Source organism: Brevibacillus porteri (assembly GCF_003013475.1).
In the GTDB taxonomy this organism is placed as follows: Bacteria; Bacillota; Bacilli; order Brevibacillales; family Brevibacillaceae; genus Brevibacillus; species Brevibacillus porteri.
This window is the reverse complement of record NZ_PXZO01000002.1, coordinates 186,388-201,617: the sequence shown is the minus strand read 5'-3', so window position 1 is coordinate 201,617 and position 15,230 is coordinate 186,388. Positions and strand designations below refer to the sequence as shown.

Below are 15,230 nucleotides of genomic sequence, written 5' to 3'. Positions count from 1 at the left end.
CTACCTATGATAGAATAAAAGACCGAAATATTACCAATAGGAGAAAAATGATGATAATCAGCCAACAACTACTTTCTGTGAACGGGTTATCCTACACGATTCGCTCTGCAATAGAAACAGATGCAAAACAGTTGTCGGAATTGCGACTACAAATCGATGGAGAGACTGAAAATTTGGACAGAGAAAGAGGAGAGGCTTTCATCGATGTGCAAGGATTCGAACACATCATCAGTACGGATGCAGAAAGTCCAAGAAACTTGTTTTTAGTTGCGGTTGTACAGGATCGGATTGTCGGGTTTTCCAGATGTGCAGGTGTTTACTTAAACAGATTTGCACACAAAGTAGAGTTTGGTGTATGCGTCTTACAAGAGTTATGGGGTTATGGCATTGGGAAGAATCTCTTGCAAGAATCAGTTGCCTGGGCAGACGCCAACCACATTACCAAAATGACGTTGAATGTGATGGAAACGAATGAGAAAGCCATTGAACTGTACAAACGATTTGGTTTTGAAATCGAAGGGGTACTCAGGGGTGACAAAGTTCTTTCCGATGGCAATTACTACAACACCATTATTATGGGAAGATTCATAAATGACAGGAGAGTAACATGACGAGAAAACGGGCGAGAGAATGTGGCGTATTGATTGGGACGGGTACCCCAGGTGTGTATAATGCAATTACAGATGTAAAAGGAGTCCGAGTCGGCCACAAAACGATTCACAAGGAAGACGTTTGTTCAGGTGTCACGGTGATAGTTCCCAACGACGGACAATTGGAGGGGCAGCATTTTCCTGTTGGTTTTTTCTCCTTTAACGGTACGGGAGAGTTTACGGGAAGTCACTGGATAGAAGAGACCGGTACGCTTGTGACACCGATCGTATTTACGGGAAGCCATCTGCTAGGGCTGGCACATCATCATCTTGCTCGTGCGACGAGAAAAATCGAGGGGCTTGAACCGTTTTCTAATGGAATCGTCGCGGAGACATGGGATGGTTGGTTAAGTGATCTCGAAAAGACGCAGATTCAGTATGAGGATTTGGAAGAAGCGATTGTAGAGGCGCATACAGGAAATGTCGAGGAAGGCAATGTAGGCGGAGGTACCGGGATGATCTGCTTCGAATTCAAGGGCGGAATCGGAACCTCCTCACGCATCGTCGAGACTGAATGTGGCACTTTTACTGTTGGGGCATTAGTGCAGACGAATTTTGGCAGAAGACAGGATTTGAAAGTGAATGGTATTCCTGTGGGCCAGATGATCTCCGAAAATGAAGTTCCTTTGCCGTGGGTAACACCAGAAAATGATGGTTCTTTCTTAGTCACGATTGCGACAGACGCGCCTCTCTTGCCGACACAATGCAAGCGCATTTCCAAGCGAGCGTCACTCGCGATGGCACAGCTTGGCGCGATTGGCGAGGAGGGCAGCGGTGATTTCTTTCTGACCTTTTCAACTGGAAATTGCTATTCATATGGCGACGAGCAAATGAGCACAATGCAAATGTTTCCGTCCGAACAACTGGATGCACTGTTTGAAGCAGCGATCGAAGCGGTCAAGGAAGCGATCCTGAACTCCATGTTAATGGCGGAAACGATACAAGGCCAGAAAAACAGAACCGTACATGCATTACCACTTGATCGTTTCGTAGAAATCATGTCTCGTTAAATGAAAAAACTCCGCTAGCGCTTAGCGGAGTTTTGTTGTCAGTTCATTTGTTAAACAATTGTTTAACTACTGAAGAAGCTACGGCTGGAACGCTTTCTTTTATAATGAGAGCTGCCGTGATGGGAATGGCCGTACCGATTACTACTAGAGCTGTATTTTCTGCGATGTTTGTAATCGCTGCTGCTGTATTTCCGGTACTTGTGCGAAGATGAGTGATTACCGAGTAAATTTTTCAAAAGCTTCTTGAGCATATCAATCACTCCTAGTTAGGTTGGAAGTCTATTTCGTATAAGTATATACGAATATGTTAGAGAAGCGTTTCATTATTTTTCTACGTTTTCGTGAAAGGCTGGACCGATCAGATCAATCCGGTTCGTCCATATGCCCCCTGTAAAGCTTGCGGGCACTCGTTTTAAATCAGTCGGAACATCAAAGCCTTGCGACACATCTCCACTGCCTGCGACTAAGATCACGCGGGTGTCTTCTGCTTCCATTCTTGCCATGAAACGATTCGGCCAACCCCAGAGCCAAGGGCCGATCTGATCAGGAATATGTAGTTGAGTCTGTGAACAGGCATCGGGCACATAGCCGGACCACCCTACTGCCATGTATGGAATGAGGCAGCTTTTTAGTGATGCTTTGGACATGACACGCAGCTCTGGCATTTGTTGTTTCAGTATCTCAATTGGCTTGTCACCGCCATAAACAGAGAGCTGTGCCAGTCGCTCGGCAGGCAATGCTGCCAAAACATCCGCCAACGCTTTCCCCTCAAGTGGGTCATTGCTTTTGATATGGATAAGCAGGGAGCGATCAGGGAATGTTTGTAGCACATCATCGAGAGAGGGCATCATACCAATCCCTTTTCCACGGAAGGGAAAGGTCTTCCCTTCATCCGCTGTGTAATTGTGGCCAATGTCGAGCTGTTGTAATTCGGCCAAGGTATAATCTCTCGTGACACCTGTACCATTTGTCCGACAGTCGAGCGTCCAGTCATGAAACACGGCGAATCGATTGTCTTTGGTCCATTGCACATCGAGCTCGACGACGTCCGCGCCTGCATCAAAAGCCGCTTTCATGGAAGGAATCGTATTTTCCAGGTACGGGTGCTCCGGTGGATAAATCCGTTCTGCCGTACAAGTTTCATTGGTGATGTTCTCCATATGAAAGGTTTGTGCCATCCCGCGGTGAGCAAGTAAAAAAGGCTCGCCTTCAGGCTCTTTTGCAAAATAAGAGCTGTTACCCAGAAACAGGAATGCGATGAAAAGAAGGGGAATCCAGATGCGTTTTCGCTGGAACCATCTCTTTCGTGGTTGATCTCGTTGTTTTGACATGATGGGATACCGCCCCTTCCTTGTAATACTGTGTTCATTGTAGCAAAACGCAAGGGAGGAAGGTACAACCTTTGGGAGTAGTGCTAGGGGCTTGGCATCATTCGAAAAGACTGGCACAATAGACGGAAGATAAGATGTATCCATGCGAAAGCAAGGGGAGGCTCCATGAAAATCGCATTACACCAAATCGCTTATCAGATCGGCATGCACCCAACCGAGATGGCGAAGCTTGTCTACGAGGGTGAAATAACAGGAGACGTACCTGACCGCAATCCGCAAGCGAAGGATGCCTGGGTGGATTTGCACTCTCTGCGTAACTTCATTCAATGGCGATATGATCAAGGGCAGATGGACCAGATGTTCTATGATAAAGCTATGCGTCACCTGAACAAAGCAATGCCAAAAAAATAATCAAATTTGGAGGAGAAACATGCAAGACTCTATCATTTACTGCATGGTACCAAAAGCATATTGGGAAAAGTGGATGGACAAGGATCACTACTTACCGCGCGATTACGAGCAGGAAGGCTTTATTCACGCGACAAAAGGGGACGAGCTGCTTGAAAAGGTAGCAAACCGCGTCTACGCACAGTTTGACGAGGAGTTGTATGTACTCGTTGTCGATGAAACCAAAACGACTTCGGAAGTAAAATACGAGGCAGCGAAGGATGGATTGCTGTATCCGCACATCTACGGACCGTTGAATCAAGATGCGATTGTGGATATGAAGCAATTAAATCGGATAGACGGCCAGTGGCGTCTGGGAACGTCCATCCGCTAATCTCTACCAGTTAAACCATTTGAGTAGCGCAAGCACTTCTTGGCGCTTGGCCTCAGGTAGCTTGTCGAGTCTGCGCAAGAGAAGATCGATTCGCATGCGCTGTTCCACCTCGGATACAGGTACTTTTTGCCCCTTCACCCATTGTCGTTTCAGGCGGACGGGATCTGTATCAGAGATGATCCGAAGCAGCTTTCTTTCCAGCAAATCTAAGGAAGCCATAGGGGAAACCCTCTTTTTCGTTTAATCCGTTTCTTCTATTATAACACGGGTACATAAAGAAACCATGATTGGCGCACAATGGTAAAGGTGTTGCATATAACCCTTTGTAGGAGGCGTATCGATCATGGCGAAGCCGGATGACCGTTCTGACAACGCAGAAAAGCTGCAAAACATGATTTCTAATACGGAAGAGAACATTCGTGAGTCCGAAGCTTACCTAGCGGCTAATGCTGGCGAGATTTCCGAGGAGGAAAGAACAAACCTCGAAGCGAAAAATCAGCGTCGTGAAGAAAGCATCGAGGGATATCGCGCGGAAATCAAGGATGAATCTTCGCAGGCTTAACCTTACTACCAAACGTCTGGCGCCAACTATGCGTCAGGCGTTTTTTCATTCTATTGGGCAAAAGTGTAACAAAACATGATTTGTTTTGCGAAACATGGTAATCTGTAATGGTACAAATTGAATAAGAGGAGAAAGACTTATGAAGCGACCAGAAGATACACGCGTCGTTGTCGGCATGTCCGGCGGAGTCGACTCCTCCGTGACGGCTTACCTGCTTAAACAACAGGGATATGACGTCATCGGCATCTTCATGAAAAACTGGGATGATACCGATGAATTCGGCCACTGCACGGCGGAAGAAGACTTCCAGGATGTCCGGCGCGTCTGTGAACAGATCGGCATTCCATATTACACGGTAAACTTTGAAAAAGAGTACATGGATAAGGTATTCCAGTATTTTTTGGATGAATATAAACGAGGCCGTACACCGAATCCGGATGTCATGTGCAACCGTGAAATCAAGTTCGGCGAGCTTCTTGCCAAGGTCATGGATCTTGGGGCGGATTATATTGCTACCGGCCATTACGCGCAGGTCAAGCACATTGATGGCGAATACAAACTCATTCGTGGCGCTGACAACAACAAGGATCAGACTTACTTCTTGAATGTATTGGGCCAAGAACAGCTTTCCAAAACGATGTTCCCGATTGGTCATCTCCCGAAACCTCAAGTAAGGGAGATCGCAGAGAAAGCAGGACTCTATACAGCGAAAAAGAAGGATAGTACAGGGATCTGCTTTATTGGAGAGCGCAACTTCCGTGAGTTCCTGCAAAACTATTTGCCTGCCAAACCAGGAAATATCGAGACCGTAGAAGGAGCAATCATCGGCACGCACGACGGACTGATGTACTATACATTGGGTCAACGACAAGGCTTAGGAATAGGTGGAGGTCATGGCACGAGCGGACAGCCTTGGTTTGTTGTAGACAAAGATCTGGAGCGTAATGTCCTGATCGTAGGTGAAGGCTCTGATCATATTCGTCTGTACTCGAAGAGCCTCTTGGCAACCAACGTTAGCTGGGTGAGTGATAAGATGCCTTCCGAAACGTTTACTTGTACAGCGAAATTCCGTTATCGCCAGCCAGATCAGGGAGTAACTATTCACCTGCTGGAGGACGGAAACGTGGAGGTCATTTTTGACCAGCCGCAAAAGGCGGTAACACCTGGTCAGGCTGTCGTCTTCTACGATGGGGAAGTGTGCTTGGGTGGCGGTACGATTGACAAGGTACGCTTAGTTGATAAAGAGAACTAAGATAGACGGGGGAAGCACTCGGTGGATGCTACGAAAAAATCAAAAGTGATTATCGTTTCGTTTTTGGCGGGAGCGGTTCTCTTGGCGATCATCTCTTATTTCGGGATGGCCTACATGGGTAAAGAGCATATGGCGACGATCCAAAACGTCATCAAGGAGAACGGCGGGGTTGTAGTTGCGGGTGGAGTGACAGCGGTTCCGAAGGAGGAAAGTCCTTTTACCAATAGCGGAAAAGGCAATACCATCTACCGAATCTACTATACGAAAGATGGACAAACGTTGACGGCTTGGTATCGTGCTGATAACGAATCCTCCATCAAGAAAGAGCCGGAAGCTTGGATTCTGCCGTGAAAACAAGGATAAACCTGACTGGGAGAGTGAAGGCAACACATGACCCAATATGCTGGACTGCGTGAACTAGCTGAACTGATTCAAAGACTCGAGCCAGAGTTAGCAGGTGCACAATTAAGTATTCTTGCTCATGAAAATAAAGAGGAAATCGCAACGCAGTTAGTGGAAGGACTCGGGACGAAGGTTCCTGTCCAACATAGCTCCGGCGAATATGCGAATCATTTGGCGGTGTTGCGGGTAGGAGCGAACAAGTACACCTTGGCGCAAGATTGGAGAGAAGTGTACATCAGTGAAATCAATTACTGTGCGTGTCGCATACCTCCAGGGGCCCATGGATTGTTGGTTCGCCATATTGATTATCCAGGCGTGATTTATGATGTCTCACGGAAACTGGCCGAACATCAAATCAATGTTTCCAAGTTGAATGTATCGCGTGAGCAAAAAGGGAAGAATGCCCTGCTTATCTCTGTGACCGATGAAGAGATTACACCGACGATTGTATCTGCCATCGAAGAGCTGCCCCAAATCACCAAAGTGTTATCTCTACAGTAAGCGAGTCATGATAAACAAAAACTGCCCGTTTTTAGCGGGCAGTTTTTTTCGTAGCGAATTTGAGTCCTTGGCTAATTAAGACTGGCAAGACGGACGAATGATTTTCGTCAGCAAATTCTTTAAAGGATGCCTTGATCTGACCTTTGCCCATGGAGGACAATCGTTCGATCATCGCCAGAGATTTTTCTTTGACCAAGAATCGCCCATCGTTTTCCAACTCCCCGATGGTGAGGAGTGCATGGACGTCGAGGTCATCTGTCAGCAGGCTCGGTAATTGACTTTCCTTCGCAAGCAGTACGCTCTCATTCCAATGGATCGAAGGACTGCCAGCTATATAACGCTGAAAAGCGTGTGGTCTCGACAAAAGTACATGCAAGACAAACAAGCCACCTAACGAATGTCCAAAAATCGCTTGTTGCGTCCGATCGATGGGGAAGTCGTTTTCGATACTCGGCTTGAGCTCCTCCTCTAAAAAGGTGAGGAACTGCTCTGCTCCCCCCATCTGAGGCCAGTCGGCTCCTTGTGGGTTGCCAGGAAGCTCTGAGACGGGAACTTCATACGTGTAATCAAAGAAACGGGCAGGGTGGTACGGACCGTCGGTTGGATAACCAATCCCGACGATGATAGCAGGATACACGCCAGTTCGTTCAGGGCCACGTGATTGTATCCGTATCGCTTCGGTCATGGTTGCAAAAACAGAGTTGCCATCTAGCAAATATATGACGGGAAAGCCTGATTCCGGAGGGGGATCGGCAGGTATACTTACGAAAATGTGATAGTCACGCTCTTGATAAGTCATGATTTTACTGTAAGAACGAGGAATGACGACAGGTTGATAGTCGGTGCTTTTCATTAGGGCTACTCTCCAATCTATCCAAGGCTAACCAACGCACACAAAATCTATTATATGAACGATAACCAGAGATTGGCAATAGCCGAAAAAGGAGAATAGTTAGTTTTCGAAAAGAGCGCATACTGAGCTTGACTCCTACGATATATTGAGGTAAAGTAAGTTTTACCAACTACATATTGATGCGGTGAGGTGTTTACCAGCCAGATTTGGTAGACTTAATAGGGAAGTCGGTGAGAATCCGACGCGGTCCCGCCACTGTAATGAGAGAGTTCCATTTGGGGAAAGAATGCCACTGATCTTGAGGGATCGGGAAGGTGAAAATGGAGCGATGATCCTAAAGCCAGGAGACCTGCCTAACCGCTTGCACTGTTTAACCTACGGGAGATAGGGAAGTGTTCGAGCGCGCAATTCGTATTGGCGAATTGCTAGATGGAAGTCATCACGCGCATTCGGCATGTAAACGTCGGATGCGCTTTTACTTTGGCTAAATAACATACATACAGAGTAAAAATAGCAGGGGATAGGATGAGGGACATGCTAATCGCTTATGATTCAAAAACAGGAAACGTCCGAAGATTCGTCAACAAAATTAATTTGCCACATGTGGAAATTGATCAAGATATGGTGTTGGACGAGCCATTCATTTTGATAACATACACGACGGGATTCGGACAAGTGCCGGAGAAGGTGGCGACGTTCCTGAAGCGAAATCATGTCCATCTGCGGGGAGTATCCGCCAGCGGTAACCGCAACTGGGGAACCAGCTTTGCCAAAAGCGCGGATACGATCGCGAGCCAATATGGCGTTCCGGTGATTTCTAAATTTGAACTGTCCGGTACCGGCCGTGACGTGGAACAATTTACGAGTGGGGTGGCAGCAATTGCGGCATATTGAATTGAACAACGAACTGATGCAGCGTGGCAATGACGGATTTTATCAACTGGAAAAGGATCGGGAAGCGGTCGCGGTCTTCATGGAAGAAGTGCAGTCCAATACGATGACTTTTGGCAGTGTCAAAGAGCGCATGGACTATTTGATCGAGAATGACTTCTATGAAAACGTCTATGAAACATACACTGTTGAGCAGGTCGATGAAGTTTACCGTTTGGCCTATGACGCTGATTTTCAATTTGCTTCGTACATGGCTATCTCCAAATTTTATAAAGATTACGCTTTGAAAACGAACGATAAATCGATGTATTTGGAGCAGTATCCAGACCGGGTGGCCGTTGTGGCACTGTCCCTTGGACAAGGTGACTTTGAGCTCGCCAAGCGTTTGACAGTATCCATGATGGATCAACGCTTGCAACCAGCGACACCAACCTTCCTGAATGCAGGCAAAAGCCGCCGTGGAGAAATGGTCTCCTGCTTCTTGCTCGAAATGGATGATTCACTGAACTCCATCAACTTTATTTTGGGAACTTGTATGCAGCTATCCAAAATTGGCGGCGGTGTGGCTGTGAACTTGTCCAAGCTCCGCGGACGAGGAGAGCCGATCAAAGGCGTCGAGGGCGCAGCAAAAGGTGTTATGCCCGTTCTCAAGCTGTTGGAAGATGCGTTTTCCTACGCAGATCAAATGGGGCAACGTAAAGGCTCTGGTGCAGCGTATTACAACATCTTCGGTTGGGATATCAACGAGTTTCTCGATTGCAAAAAGATCAATGCCGATGAAAAAGCACGCATCAAAACATTGTCCATCGGCCTGATCGTACCAAACGTGTTCTACAAGCTGGCTGAGGAAAACAAGCCATTGAATGTGTTTGCTCCGTACTCCGTGTACAAAGAATACGGCGTGCATCTGGATGATATGGACCTCGATGACATGTACGAGGAGCTCTTGGCAAACGATCGCATCAAGAAAAAGACCGTAATGAGTGCACGCGAGATGTTGACCAAAATCGCGATGATTCAAATGGAATCGGGCTATCCGTACATCATGAACAAAACGAATGCGAACAACAACCATGCACTGAAAGATCTCGGTTCGGTGAAAATGTCCAACCTGTGCACGGAAATCTTCCAGCTGCAGGAGACTTCGACGATCACCAATTACGGCGAGATGGATATCATCCGTCGCGATATTAGCTGCAATCTGGCATCGCTCAATATCGTCAACGTGATGGAACGCAAAATGATCCGTGAATCCGTCCACGAAGGAATCGAAGCCATTACAGCCGTGAGTGACATGACGCGTGTAGAAAACGCTCCAGGCGTTCAAAAGGCAAATAGTGAGCTGCACTCAGTAGGTCTCGGTGCGATGAACCTGAACGGTTATCTGGCAAAGAACAGAATCGCTTACGAAAGTGAAGAAGCCAAGGATTTCGCTCGTACGTTTTTCATGATGATGAACTTCTACTCCTTGGAAAAAAGCATGGAAATTGCCAAGGAAACAGGCAAGACCTTCTTGGGCTTTGAACAATCGGAATACGCAAAAGGCACTTATTTTAACAAGTATTTGACGAACGATTACAGCCCGCGGACGGAAAAAGCAAAGCTTCTCTTTGAAGGAATGCACATTCCGACGTCAGAGGATTGGGCGGAACTACAGCAAAAGGTGCAAAAGCATGGCGTCTACCATGCGTACCGTTTGGCGATTGCACCGACACAGAGTATTTCCTACATTCAGAATGCGACTTCTAGTGTGATGCCAATCGTTGAGCACATCGAAACGAGAACGTATGCCAACTCTACGACGTATTACCCGATGCCGTACTTGTCGCAGGAAAACTATTTTTACTACAAATCGGCGTATGTGATCGATCAATTCAAAGTGATTGATCTGATTGCCGAAATTCAAGAGCACATTGACCAAGGAATTTCGACGGTGCTGCACGTGAACAGCAATATTTCAACCAGAGAACTGGCTCGCTATTACATTTACGCAGCGAAAAAAGGTCTGAAGTCACTCTACTATACGCGTACGAAGCATTTGACTGTAGAAGAGTGCATTAGCTGCGCGATTTAGTGAACGAGCTTCACAAAAGGAAAAGCATCAAGCAAAAAGAGAAGAGGAACGCCATATGAAAGCAGTCAATTGGAACAGGCCGGACGACGATTTTACGATGACGTTTTGGAATCAGAACATCATGCAGTTCTGGACGGATGATGAGATTCCACTGTCAGATGACAAGATGTCCTGGATGGAGCTCAGTGCGACTGAACGGGACACGTATAAAAAAGTATTGGGCGGTCTCACCTTGCTGGATACGGTCCAGGGTGGAGTAGGGATGCCGAAGATCATGGAGCATGTCGATGGACTGCAAAGAAAAGCGGTTCTCGCCTTCATGGGCATGATGGAGCAAATCCATGCCAAATCGTACAGCAGTATTTTTACAACGCTGGCATCGACAGAAGAGATTGACGGTATTTTTTCATGGGTGGAAAACAACCCGCATCTGCAAAAGAAAGCGGCCCTCATCTCGAAACGCTATCAAGAAATTGAGAAACCGAAAGACTTGTACATGGCGATGGTAGCCTCTGTCTTCCTGGAAAGCTATCTGTTTTACAGCGGCTTCTTCTATCCGCTCTATTTGGCGGGGCAAGGAAAGATGACAAGCAGCGGGGAAATTATCGACCTGATTGTTCGCGACGAGAGCATCCACGGACTCTATGTCGGCGTTCTCGCGCAAGAAGTATATCAAGGTCTGAGCGTGGTCGAGCAGACCGCAGCAAAAGAGGATCTGTATGCCCTTTTGCATGAGCTGCAAGAAAATGAAGAGGCCTATACGACTTCGTTGTATACGGAAATCGGATTGGCTGACGAGGTTCATGTGTACGTGCGTTACAACGCGAACAAAGCATTGATGAATCTGGGGCTGGACCCGTTATTCCCAGAGGAAGAAGTGAACCCGATCGTACTGAACGGCATTCGCACGCAGACGAAGCAGCATGACTTCTTCTCGAAAAAAGGAAATGGTTATGTCCGCACGCTAAACGTAGAGCCGTTAACCGATGATGATTTTAAATTTTAGTATGACAAAAAATGGATTCTGTGTTACTGTATGAACAGTATGCTGCCCTGCTAGTTTATGGGGGGCACTTCACAGAACCATGACAATTTCATAAGAGTGGAAACAGGTTCTTTGGTCATCAAGCTTGACCAAGGATGAAAAGGGAAGTCGGTGAGAATCCGACACGGTCCCGCCACTGTAAGAGGGGAGTCGGCACATTTTTCAGCCACTGATCCAAACGGATTGGGAAGGCATGTGCAGATGATGATCCCAAAGTCAGGAGACCTGCCTGTTTCGACGACACTGCTTAACCTACGGGAGATAGGGAGGTGTTAGGATGCTGTGATCTCAGTGCTTATTTGGCATTTCTAACGTTCTTTTTGATCGTTGGAGATGCCTTTTTTATTGGGCGGATTCAAATCAAGATCGAATAAAGAATGGAGAGGAAGCTCATGAAAAGCAGCAATTTGGGATATCCACGGATCGGGAAGAACCGCGAGTGGAAAAAGGCATTGGAAGCATTTTGGGCAGGCACCATCGATGAGGTGAGCTTGGAGCAGCAAATGGAACAAATCCGTCATCAACATCTACTGAGTCAGCAGGAAAAAGGGGTCGAGCTGATCCCTGTGGGTGACTTTACGAACTACGATCACATGCTGGATATGGCTGTGATGTTTGGAATGATCCCCAAGCGTTATGAATACGAGGGTGGCCCGGTTTCGTTAGCCACATACTTCGCCATGGCTCGCGGTTCGAAGGAAGCTGTCGCCAGTGAAATGACGAAATGGTTTAACACGAACTACCATTATATCGTCCCGGAGTTCGGTGAACGCCAACCATCCATTACGGAGAACAAGCCTCTCCAGGCATATTTGGAGGCCAAAGAAAAGTTTGGGATCATCGGAAAGCCTGTCATTGTAGGCCCGTATACGTTTGTCAAATTGTCCAAAGGATATGAGAAAAACGAATTTGAGCCCATCGTGGATCAACTCGTTCCGCTTTACATAGACGTTCTCCGGGAGTTGGAGCTGCACGGCGTGGAATGGGTGCAAATCGATGAGCCTGCATTTGTACTGGATGTCTCGGTGTATGATCGCGCCATCATCAAACGTATCTATACGCAAATCGGTCAAGCACTACCGCATCTCCAGTGCATGCTGCAAACCTATTTTGAAGCGGTGGATTGGTATGAGGAGCTAGTTTCCTTACCGGTAAAAGGAATCGGTCTTGACTTTGTACACGGAGCGAAGCGTAATCTGACCAGTCTCAAAACACACGGGTTTCCAGCAGACAAGATTCTCGCAGCGGGAATCATCGACGGTCGAAACATATGGCGTGCATCGATTGAGGAGAAGTGGGAACTGGTCAAAGAAATTTCCGAGATTGTTCCACTCGAAAAGCTGTGGTTGCAGCCGTCCAGTAGCTTATTGCACGTACCAGTATCGGTTGAAGCAGAGAAGGACTTGCCGGAGGAAGTCATGCCTGCATTGGCATTTGCGGATGAAAAGTTGGGGGAAGTACAGCTTTTAGTCCAAGGATTCCGATATGGTAAGTATGTCATTTCAAAAGAGATTGCTCAAAATGAAGCGGACTTGCTCAAGCTGGCACTATCCCCAGCGAGGAATCGTCAAGAAGTGAAGAATGAGCTACGCCAAATGGCAGCTGGAAAACCTGAAAGAAGCGTTCCATACCAAGAACGTCGTGAGATTCAACAAAATACGTGGAAGTTGCCACTGCTGCCAACGACCACAATTGGTAGCTTCCCGCAGACGTCAGAGGTTCGCCAAGCCCGACAACAGTTTAAAAAAGGTAACTGGGCAGCGGAGCAATATGATGCTTTCATTCAAGCGCAAATCAAGGAATGGATCGATATACAAGAAGAGCTCGGTCTGGATGTCCTCGTCCATGGGGAGTTCGAACGAACAGATATGGTCGAATATTTTGGAGAAAAGCTCGATGGCTTTTTGTTCACGAAAAATGGCTGGGTGCAGTCGTATGGCTCCCGTTGCGTAAAGCCACCTGTTATTTACGGAGATGTGGAGTTTGTTGCACCAATGACAGTCAAAGAAAGTGTGTATGCAAAATCATTGACGGACAAACCAATGAAGGGTATGTTAACTGGTCCAGCGACCATTTTGAATTGGTCGTTCGCGCGGGTCGATGTCTCCAGACAAGAAGTGTGCGAGCAAATCGCCTTGGCATTGCGAAAAGAAGTAGAAGCCTTGGAAGAGGCGGGTATTCTCATGATCCAAGTCGATGAACCAGCACTGCGCGAAGGATTGCCGCTCAAAAAAGAAGAGCAAGCAGCTTATCTCGAATGGGCCGTCAGAGCGTTTCGTCTAGCGACCTCTACCGTTGCACCAAGCACCCAAATTCATACCCATATGTGCTATTGCGAATTCCATGATTTTATGGATGTCATCAGCGAACTCGATGCCGATGTAATTTCGATTGAGACTTCCCGCAGCCATGGAGAGCTCGTGTCTGTGTTCGAAACAGGTACGTATGACAAAGGCATCGGGCTCGGCGTATATGATATCCATAGCCCCCGAATTCCAGCTGTCTCAGAAATGGAAGATATGGTAGCACGGGGTGTACAAGTACTTCCACCCGATCAATTTTGGATTAACCCAGATTGCGGGCTGAAGACAAGAGGGAGAGAAGAAACCGTTCAGTCATTACGAAACATGGTTGCGGCAACGAAGGCGATTCGGAATCGTTTGACATCCCAGTAGGGAAGGTGCACACGATGAGAGGAGCCACACAAATGATGACAGAAGCACGACCGATCCAACAATCGAGAACCTTTTTGACTGATCTCGTCTTGCCACCGGATACCAATCACCACCATACCATTTTCGGCGGGAAAGTCATGGCATATGTAGACAAGATCGCCTGCATCGCAGCCATGCGACATTGCCGTAAACCTGTTGTCACTGCGTCCAGTGATTCCTTCGATTTTCTCGCACCAATCAAAACAGGGGAAGCGATCAACCTGGAGGCCTATGTCACCTGGACTCATAAGACATCGATGGAGGTATTCGTGAGAGTGGAAGCGGAGAACTTGTTGACGGGGGAAAAGCGCATGACAGCACGTGCGTATCTGACGATGATTGCCCTCGACGATCAAGGAAAGCCGACGATCGTACCTGGTGTCATTCCTGATACAGAAGAAGAGCGCATACAGTATGAAAAAGCAAAGGAACGCCATGAATTGAGAAGAAAGCGTAAGGTAGAGATGTAAAGAAGACGATGCCTCCATTGACCTTGTATGCAACAGGTTACTGGAGGCATCTTTATTCGCATTCATACACCATTTTCAAACATTCAAAGTGACTTCCATTTCGTAAAACGCATACTGCATGATGCATGATGCGTAAGTCCCTCTTTAAAGCAACCCTTGCCGCAGCTCTTCTGTAAACTGCTCGACTAGCTCGGGTCTACCGTGGAACTGAGCAGGGGTATTTTGAAAGAGTGTGACTTTCCATTTGTCTCCTTGCTTTGCCGCTACGAGCGTCTGATGCGTATTCAATGCGGGGTCCAACTCGCTTTTTCCTGGTGGAATCATGCCTGCTATTGCTCGGACGATACCAACTTCTTCGCTCAACAACCGTAACGACCGGATTTTATAGACAAAGGGTGGTGTTTGATGATGGGAGAAAATTTCGTCGAGATGACTGAAAATCTCGTCACGCCCAATGATCTGACTGCCATCAAAGCCAATCAATTCACCTTCTGTCGCAAAAGGAGTGGACATACCGGTAGCACTGCGATCATTCCAGCCTGTGATGAGTTGCTCATAAAGGGTGCGTATCGCATTTGCGCTTGTTGTTTTTTGCATGTTTGTTTCCTCCTGCTTTTCCAATTGGAAGATAGCTTATCATAAACGATCTTTTGCATGCAAAAAAGCCGCTGTCTTACTCAGCGTGGAGAATCTT

General features: G+C 47.1%; 18 protein-coding genes and 2 riboswitches. Of the genes, 13 read left to right on the top strand and 5 right to left on the bottom strand.

All coding sequences use genetic code 11. From position 1 onward, the window contains the following. The first annotated feature begins 50 nt into the window (after positions 1-50). Positions 51-611 carry a GNAT family N-acetyltransferase gene (locus C7R92_RS03075; protein ID WP_106833208.1) on the top strand — a complete coding sequence of 187 codons (561 nt, stop codon included), beginning with the start codon at positions 51-53 and terminating at the stop codon, positions 609-611. Beyond that, complete coding sequence (locus tag C7R92_RS03070) at positions 608-1,660, top strand: P1 family peptidase (protein ID WP_106833207.1); 1,053 nt, start codon at positions 608-610, stop codon at positions 1,658-1,660. The genes C7R92_RS03075 and C7R92_RS03070 overlap by 4 nt, the downstream gene beginning before the upstream one ends. A gap of 62 nt (positions 1,661-1,722) precedes the next feature. Here the strand turns inward: C7R92_RS03070 and C7R92_RS03065 are convergent, their stop codons facing one another. Together C7R92_RS03065 and C7R92_RS03060 are read right to left on the bottom strand one after the other, a co-directional pair. Further along, positions 1,723-1,911, bottom strand: a complete 189-nt coding sequence (locus tag C7R92_RS03065) for a hypothetical protein (protein ID WP_017249016.1) — start codon at positions 1,909-1,911, stop codon at positions 1,723-1,725. A 72-nt stretch (positions 1,912-1,983) separates the two neighbouring features. Further along, the gene (locus tag C7R92_RS03060; RefSeq protein ID WP_106833206.1) at positions 1,984-2,991 is read right to left on the bottom strand and encodes a glycerophosphodiester phosphodiesterase family protein; all 1,008 of its coding nucleotides are present in this window, start codon (positions 2,989-2,991) and stop codon (positions 1,984-1,986) included. Positions 2,992-3,156: 165 nt separating this feature from the next. On the opposite strand from C7R92_RS03060, the gene C7R92_RS03055 reads away from it, so the two are divergent. Together C7R92_RS03055 and C7R92_RS03050 are read left to right on the top strand one after the other, a co-directional pair. Continuing rightward, positions 3,157-3,402, top strand: a complete 246-nt coding sequence (locus C7R92_RS03055; protein WP_017249014.1) for a hypothetical protein — start codon at positions 3,157-3,159, stop codon at positions 3,400-3,402. Between the two features lie 19 nt (positions 3,403-3,421). Beyond that, a complete protein-coding gene (locus tag C7R92_RS03050; protein WP_017249013.1) occupies positions 3,422-3,772 on the top strand; it encodes a DUF952 domain-containing protein in 351 nt (116 codons plus the stop codon). Positions 3,773-3,775: 3 nt separating this feature from the next. Here C7R92_RS03050 and C7R92_RS03045 read toward each other — a convergent pair whose 3' ends face one another. After that, entirely contained in the window at positions 3,776-3,991 is a 216-nt protein-coding gene (locus C7R92_RS03045) for a hypothetical protein (protein ID WP_069844841.1), read from the bottom strand. A gap of 124 nt (positions 3,992-4,115) precedes the next feature. Between C7R92_RS03045 and tlp the strand changes: the two genes are divergently transcribed. From tlp to C7R92_RS03025, 4 genes are all read left to right on the top strand, one after another. Further along, positions 4,116-4,334, top strand: coding sequence for a small acid-soluble spore protein Tlp (tlp, locus tag C7R92_RS03040; RefSeq protein WP_017249011.1), 219 nt, complete (start codon positions 4,116-4,118; stop codon positions 4,332-4,334). A gap of 139 nt (positions 4,335-4,473) precedes the next feature. Continuing rightward, the gene (mnmA, locus tag C7R92_RS03035) at positions 4,474-5,586 is read left to right on the top strand and encodes a tRNA 2-thiouridine(34) synthase MnmA (RefSeq protein WP_106833205.1); all 1,113 of its coding nucleotides are present in this window, start codon (positions 4,474-4,476) and stop codon (positions 5,584-5,586) included. A 21-nt stretch (positions 5,587-5,607) separates the two neighbouring features. Beyond that, positions 5,608-5,937, top strand: coding sequence for a hypothetical protein (locus C7R92_RS03030; RefSeq protein ID WP_106833204.1), 330 nt, complete (start codon positions 5,608-5,610; stop codon positions 5,935-5,937). A 39-nt stretch (positions 5,938-5,976) separates the two neighbouring features. Beyond that, positions 5,977-6,489, top strand: a complete 513-nt coding sequence (locus tag C7R92_RS03025) for an ACT domain-containing protein (protein WP_017249008.1) — start codon at positions 5,977-5,979, stop codon at positions 6,487-6,489. 31 nt (positions 6,490-6,520) lie between these two features. Here C7R92_RS03025 and C7R92_RS03020 read toward each other — a convergent pair whose 3' ends face one another. Beyond that, a complete protein-coding gene (locus C7R92_RS03020) occupies positions 6,521-7,342 on the bottom strand; it encodes an alpha/beta hydrolase (RefSeq protein ID WP_069844845.1) in 822 nt (273 codons plus the stop codon). Between the two features lie 170 nt (positions 7,343-7,512). After that, positions 7,513-7,713, top strand: a riboswitch (cobalamin riboswitch). Between the two features lie 163 nt (positions 7,714-7,876). Between C7R92_RS03020 and nrdI the strand changes: the two genes are divergently transcribed. The 5 genes from nrdI (at position 7,877) to C7R92_RS02995 (ending at position 14,536) form a co-directional block, all read left to right on the top strand. Then, positions 7,877-8,236 carry a class Ib ribonucleoside-diphosphate reductase assembly flavoprotein NrdI gene (gene nrdI, locus C7R92_RS03015; RefSeq protein ID WP_015891428.1) on the top strand — a complete coding sequence of 120 codons (360 nt, stop codon included), beginning with the start codon at positions 7,877-7,879 and terminating at the stop codon, positions 8,234-8,236. Then, positions 8,223-10,307, top strand: coding sequence for a class 1b ribonucleoside-diphosphate reductase subunit alpha (gene nrdE, locus C7R92_RS03010; protein ID WP_106833203.1), 2,085 nt, complete (start codon positions 8,223-8,225; stop codon positions 10,305-10,307). Before nrdI ends, nrdE begins: the two co-directional genes overlap by 14 nt. A 55-nt stretch (positions 10,308-10,362) precedes the next feature. Further along, entirely contained in the window at positions 10,363-11,313 is a 951-nt protein-coding gene (gene nrdF / locus C7R92_RS03005) for a class 1b ribonucleoside-diphosphate reductase subunit beta (protein WP_069844847.1), read from the top strand. An 87-nt stretch (positions 11,314-11,400) separates the two neighbouring features. After that, positions 11,401-11,599: riboswitch (cobalamin riboswitch) on the top strand. A 145-nt stretch (positions 11,600-11,744) separates the two neighbouring features. Further along, positions 11,745-14,027: a 5-methyltetrahydropteroyltriglutamate--homocysteine S-methyltransferase gene (gene metE / locus C7R92_RS03000; RefSeq protein WP_106833202.1), complete on the top strand. Its 2,283-nt coding sequence runs from the start codon at positions 11,745-11,747 to the stop codon at positions 14,025-14,027. Positions 14,028-14,059: 32 nt separating this feature from the next. Continuing rightward, the gene (locus C7R92_RS02995; RefSeq protein ID WP_244195632.1) at positions 14,060-14,536 is read left to right on the top strand and encodes an acyl-CoA thioesterase; all 477 of its coding nucleotides are present in this window, start codon (positions 14,060-14,062) and stop codon (positions 14,534-14,536) included. Between the two features lie 144 nt (positions 14,537-14,680). Here the strand turns inward: C7R92_RS02995 and C7R92_RS02990 are convergent, their stop codons facing one another. Further along, on the bottom strand, positions 14,681-15,133 hold the full coding sequence (locus C7R92_RS02990) for an SgcJ/EcaC family oxidoreductase (RefSeq protein WP_106833201.1): 453 nt from the start codon (positions 15,131-15,133) through the stop codon (positions 14,681-14,683). Positions 15,134-15,230 lie beyond the last annotated feature (97 nt).

Coding starts and splice junctions, on each gene's coding strand:
- C7R92_RS03020 (WP_069844845.1), bottom strand. CDS start 7,342: ATGAAAAGCACCGACTATCAACCTGTCGTCATTCCTCGTTCTTACAGT.
- C7R92_RS03055 (WP_017249014.1), top strand. CDS start 3,157: ATGAAAATCGCATTACACCAAATCGCTTATCAGATCGGCATGCACCCA.
- tlp (WP_017249011.1), top strand. CDS start 4,116: ATGGCGAAGCCGGATGACCGTTCTGACAACGCAGAAAAGCTGCAAAAC.
- nrdF (WP_069844847.1), top strand. CDS start 10,363: ATGAAAGCAGTCAATTGGAACAGGCCGGACGACGATTTTACGATGACG.
- mnmA (WP_106833205.1), top strand. CDS start 4,474: ATGAAGCGACCAGAAGATACACGCGTCGTTGTCGGCATGTCCGGCGGA.
- C7R92_RS03065 (WP_017249016.1), bottom strand. CDS start 1,911: ATGCTCAAGAAGCTTTTGAAAAATTTACTCGGTAATCACTCATCTTCG.
- nrdI (WP_015891428.1), top strand. CDS start 7,877: ATGCTAATCGCTTATGATTCAAAAACAGGAAACGTCCGAAGATTCGTC.
- C7R92_RS03050 (WP_017249013.1), top strand. CDS start 3,422: ATGCAAGACTCTATCATTTACTGCATGGTACCAAAAGCATATTGGGAA.
- C7R92_RS03060 (WP_106833206.1), bottom strand. CDS start 2,991: ATGTCAAAACAACGAGATCAACCACGAAAGAGATGGTTCCAGCGAAAA.
- C7R92_RS02995 (WP_244195632.1), top strand. CDS start 14,060: ATGATGACAGAAGCACGACCGATCCAACAATCGAGAACCTTTTTGACT.
- metE (WP_106833202.1), top strand. CDS start 11,745: ATGAAAAGCAGCAATTTGGGATATCCACGGATCGGGAAGAACCGCGAG.
- C7R92_RS03070 (WP_106833207.1), top strand. CDS start 608: ATGACGAGAAAACGGGCGAGAGAATGTGGCGTATTGATTGGGACGGGT.
- C7R92_RS03045 (WP_069844841.1), bottom strand. CDS start 3,991: ATGGCTTCCTTAGATTTGCTGGAAAGAAAGCTGCTTCGGATCATCTCT.
- C7R92_RS03025 (WP_017249008.1), top strand. CDS start 5,977: ATGACCCAATATGCTGGACTGCGTGAACTAGCTGAACTGATTCAAAGA.
- C7R92_RS02990 (WP_106833201.1), bottom strand. CDS start 15,133: ATGCAAAAAACAACAAGCGCAAATGCGATACGCACCCTTTATGAGCAA.
- C7R92_RS03075 (WP_106833208.1), top strand. CDS start 51: ATGATAATCAGCCAACAACTACTTTCTGTGAACGGGTTATCCTACACG.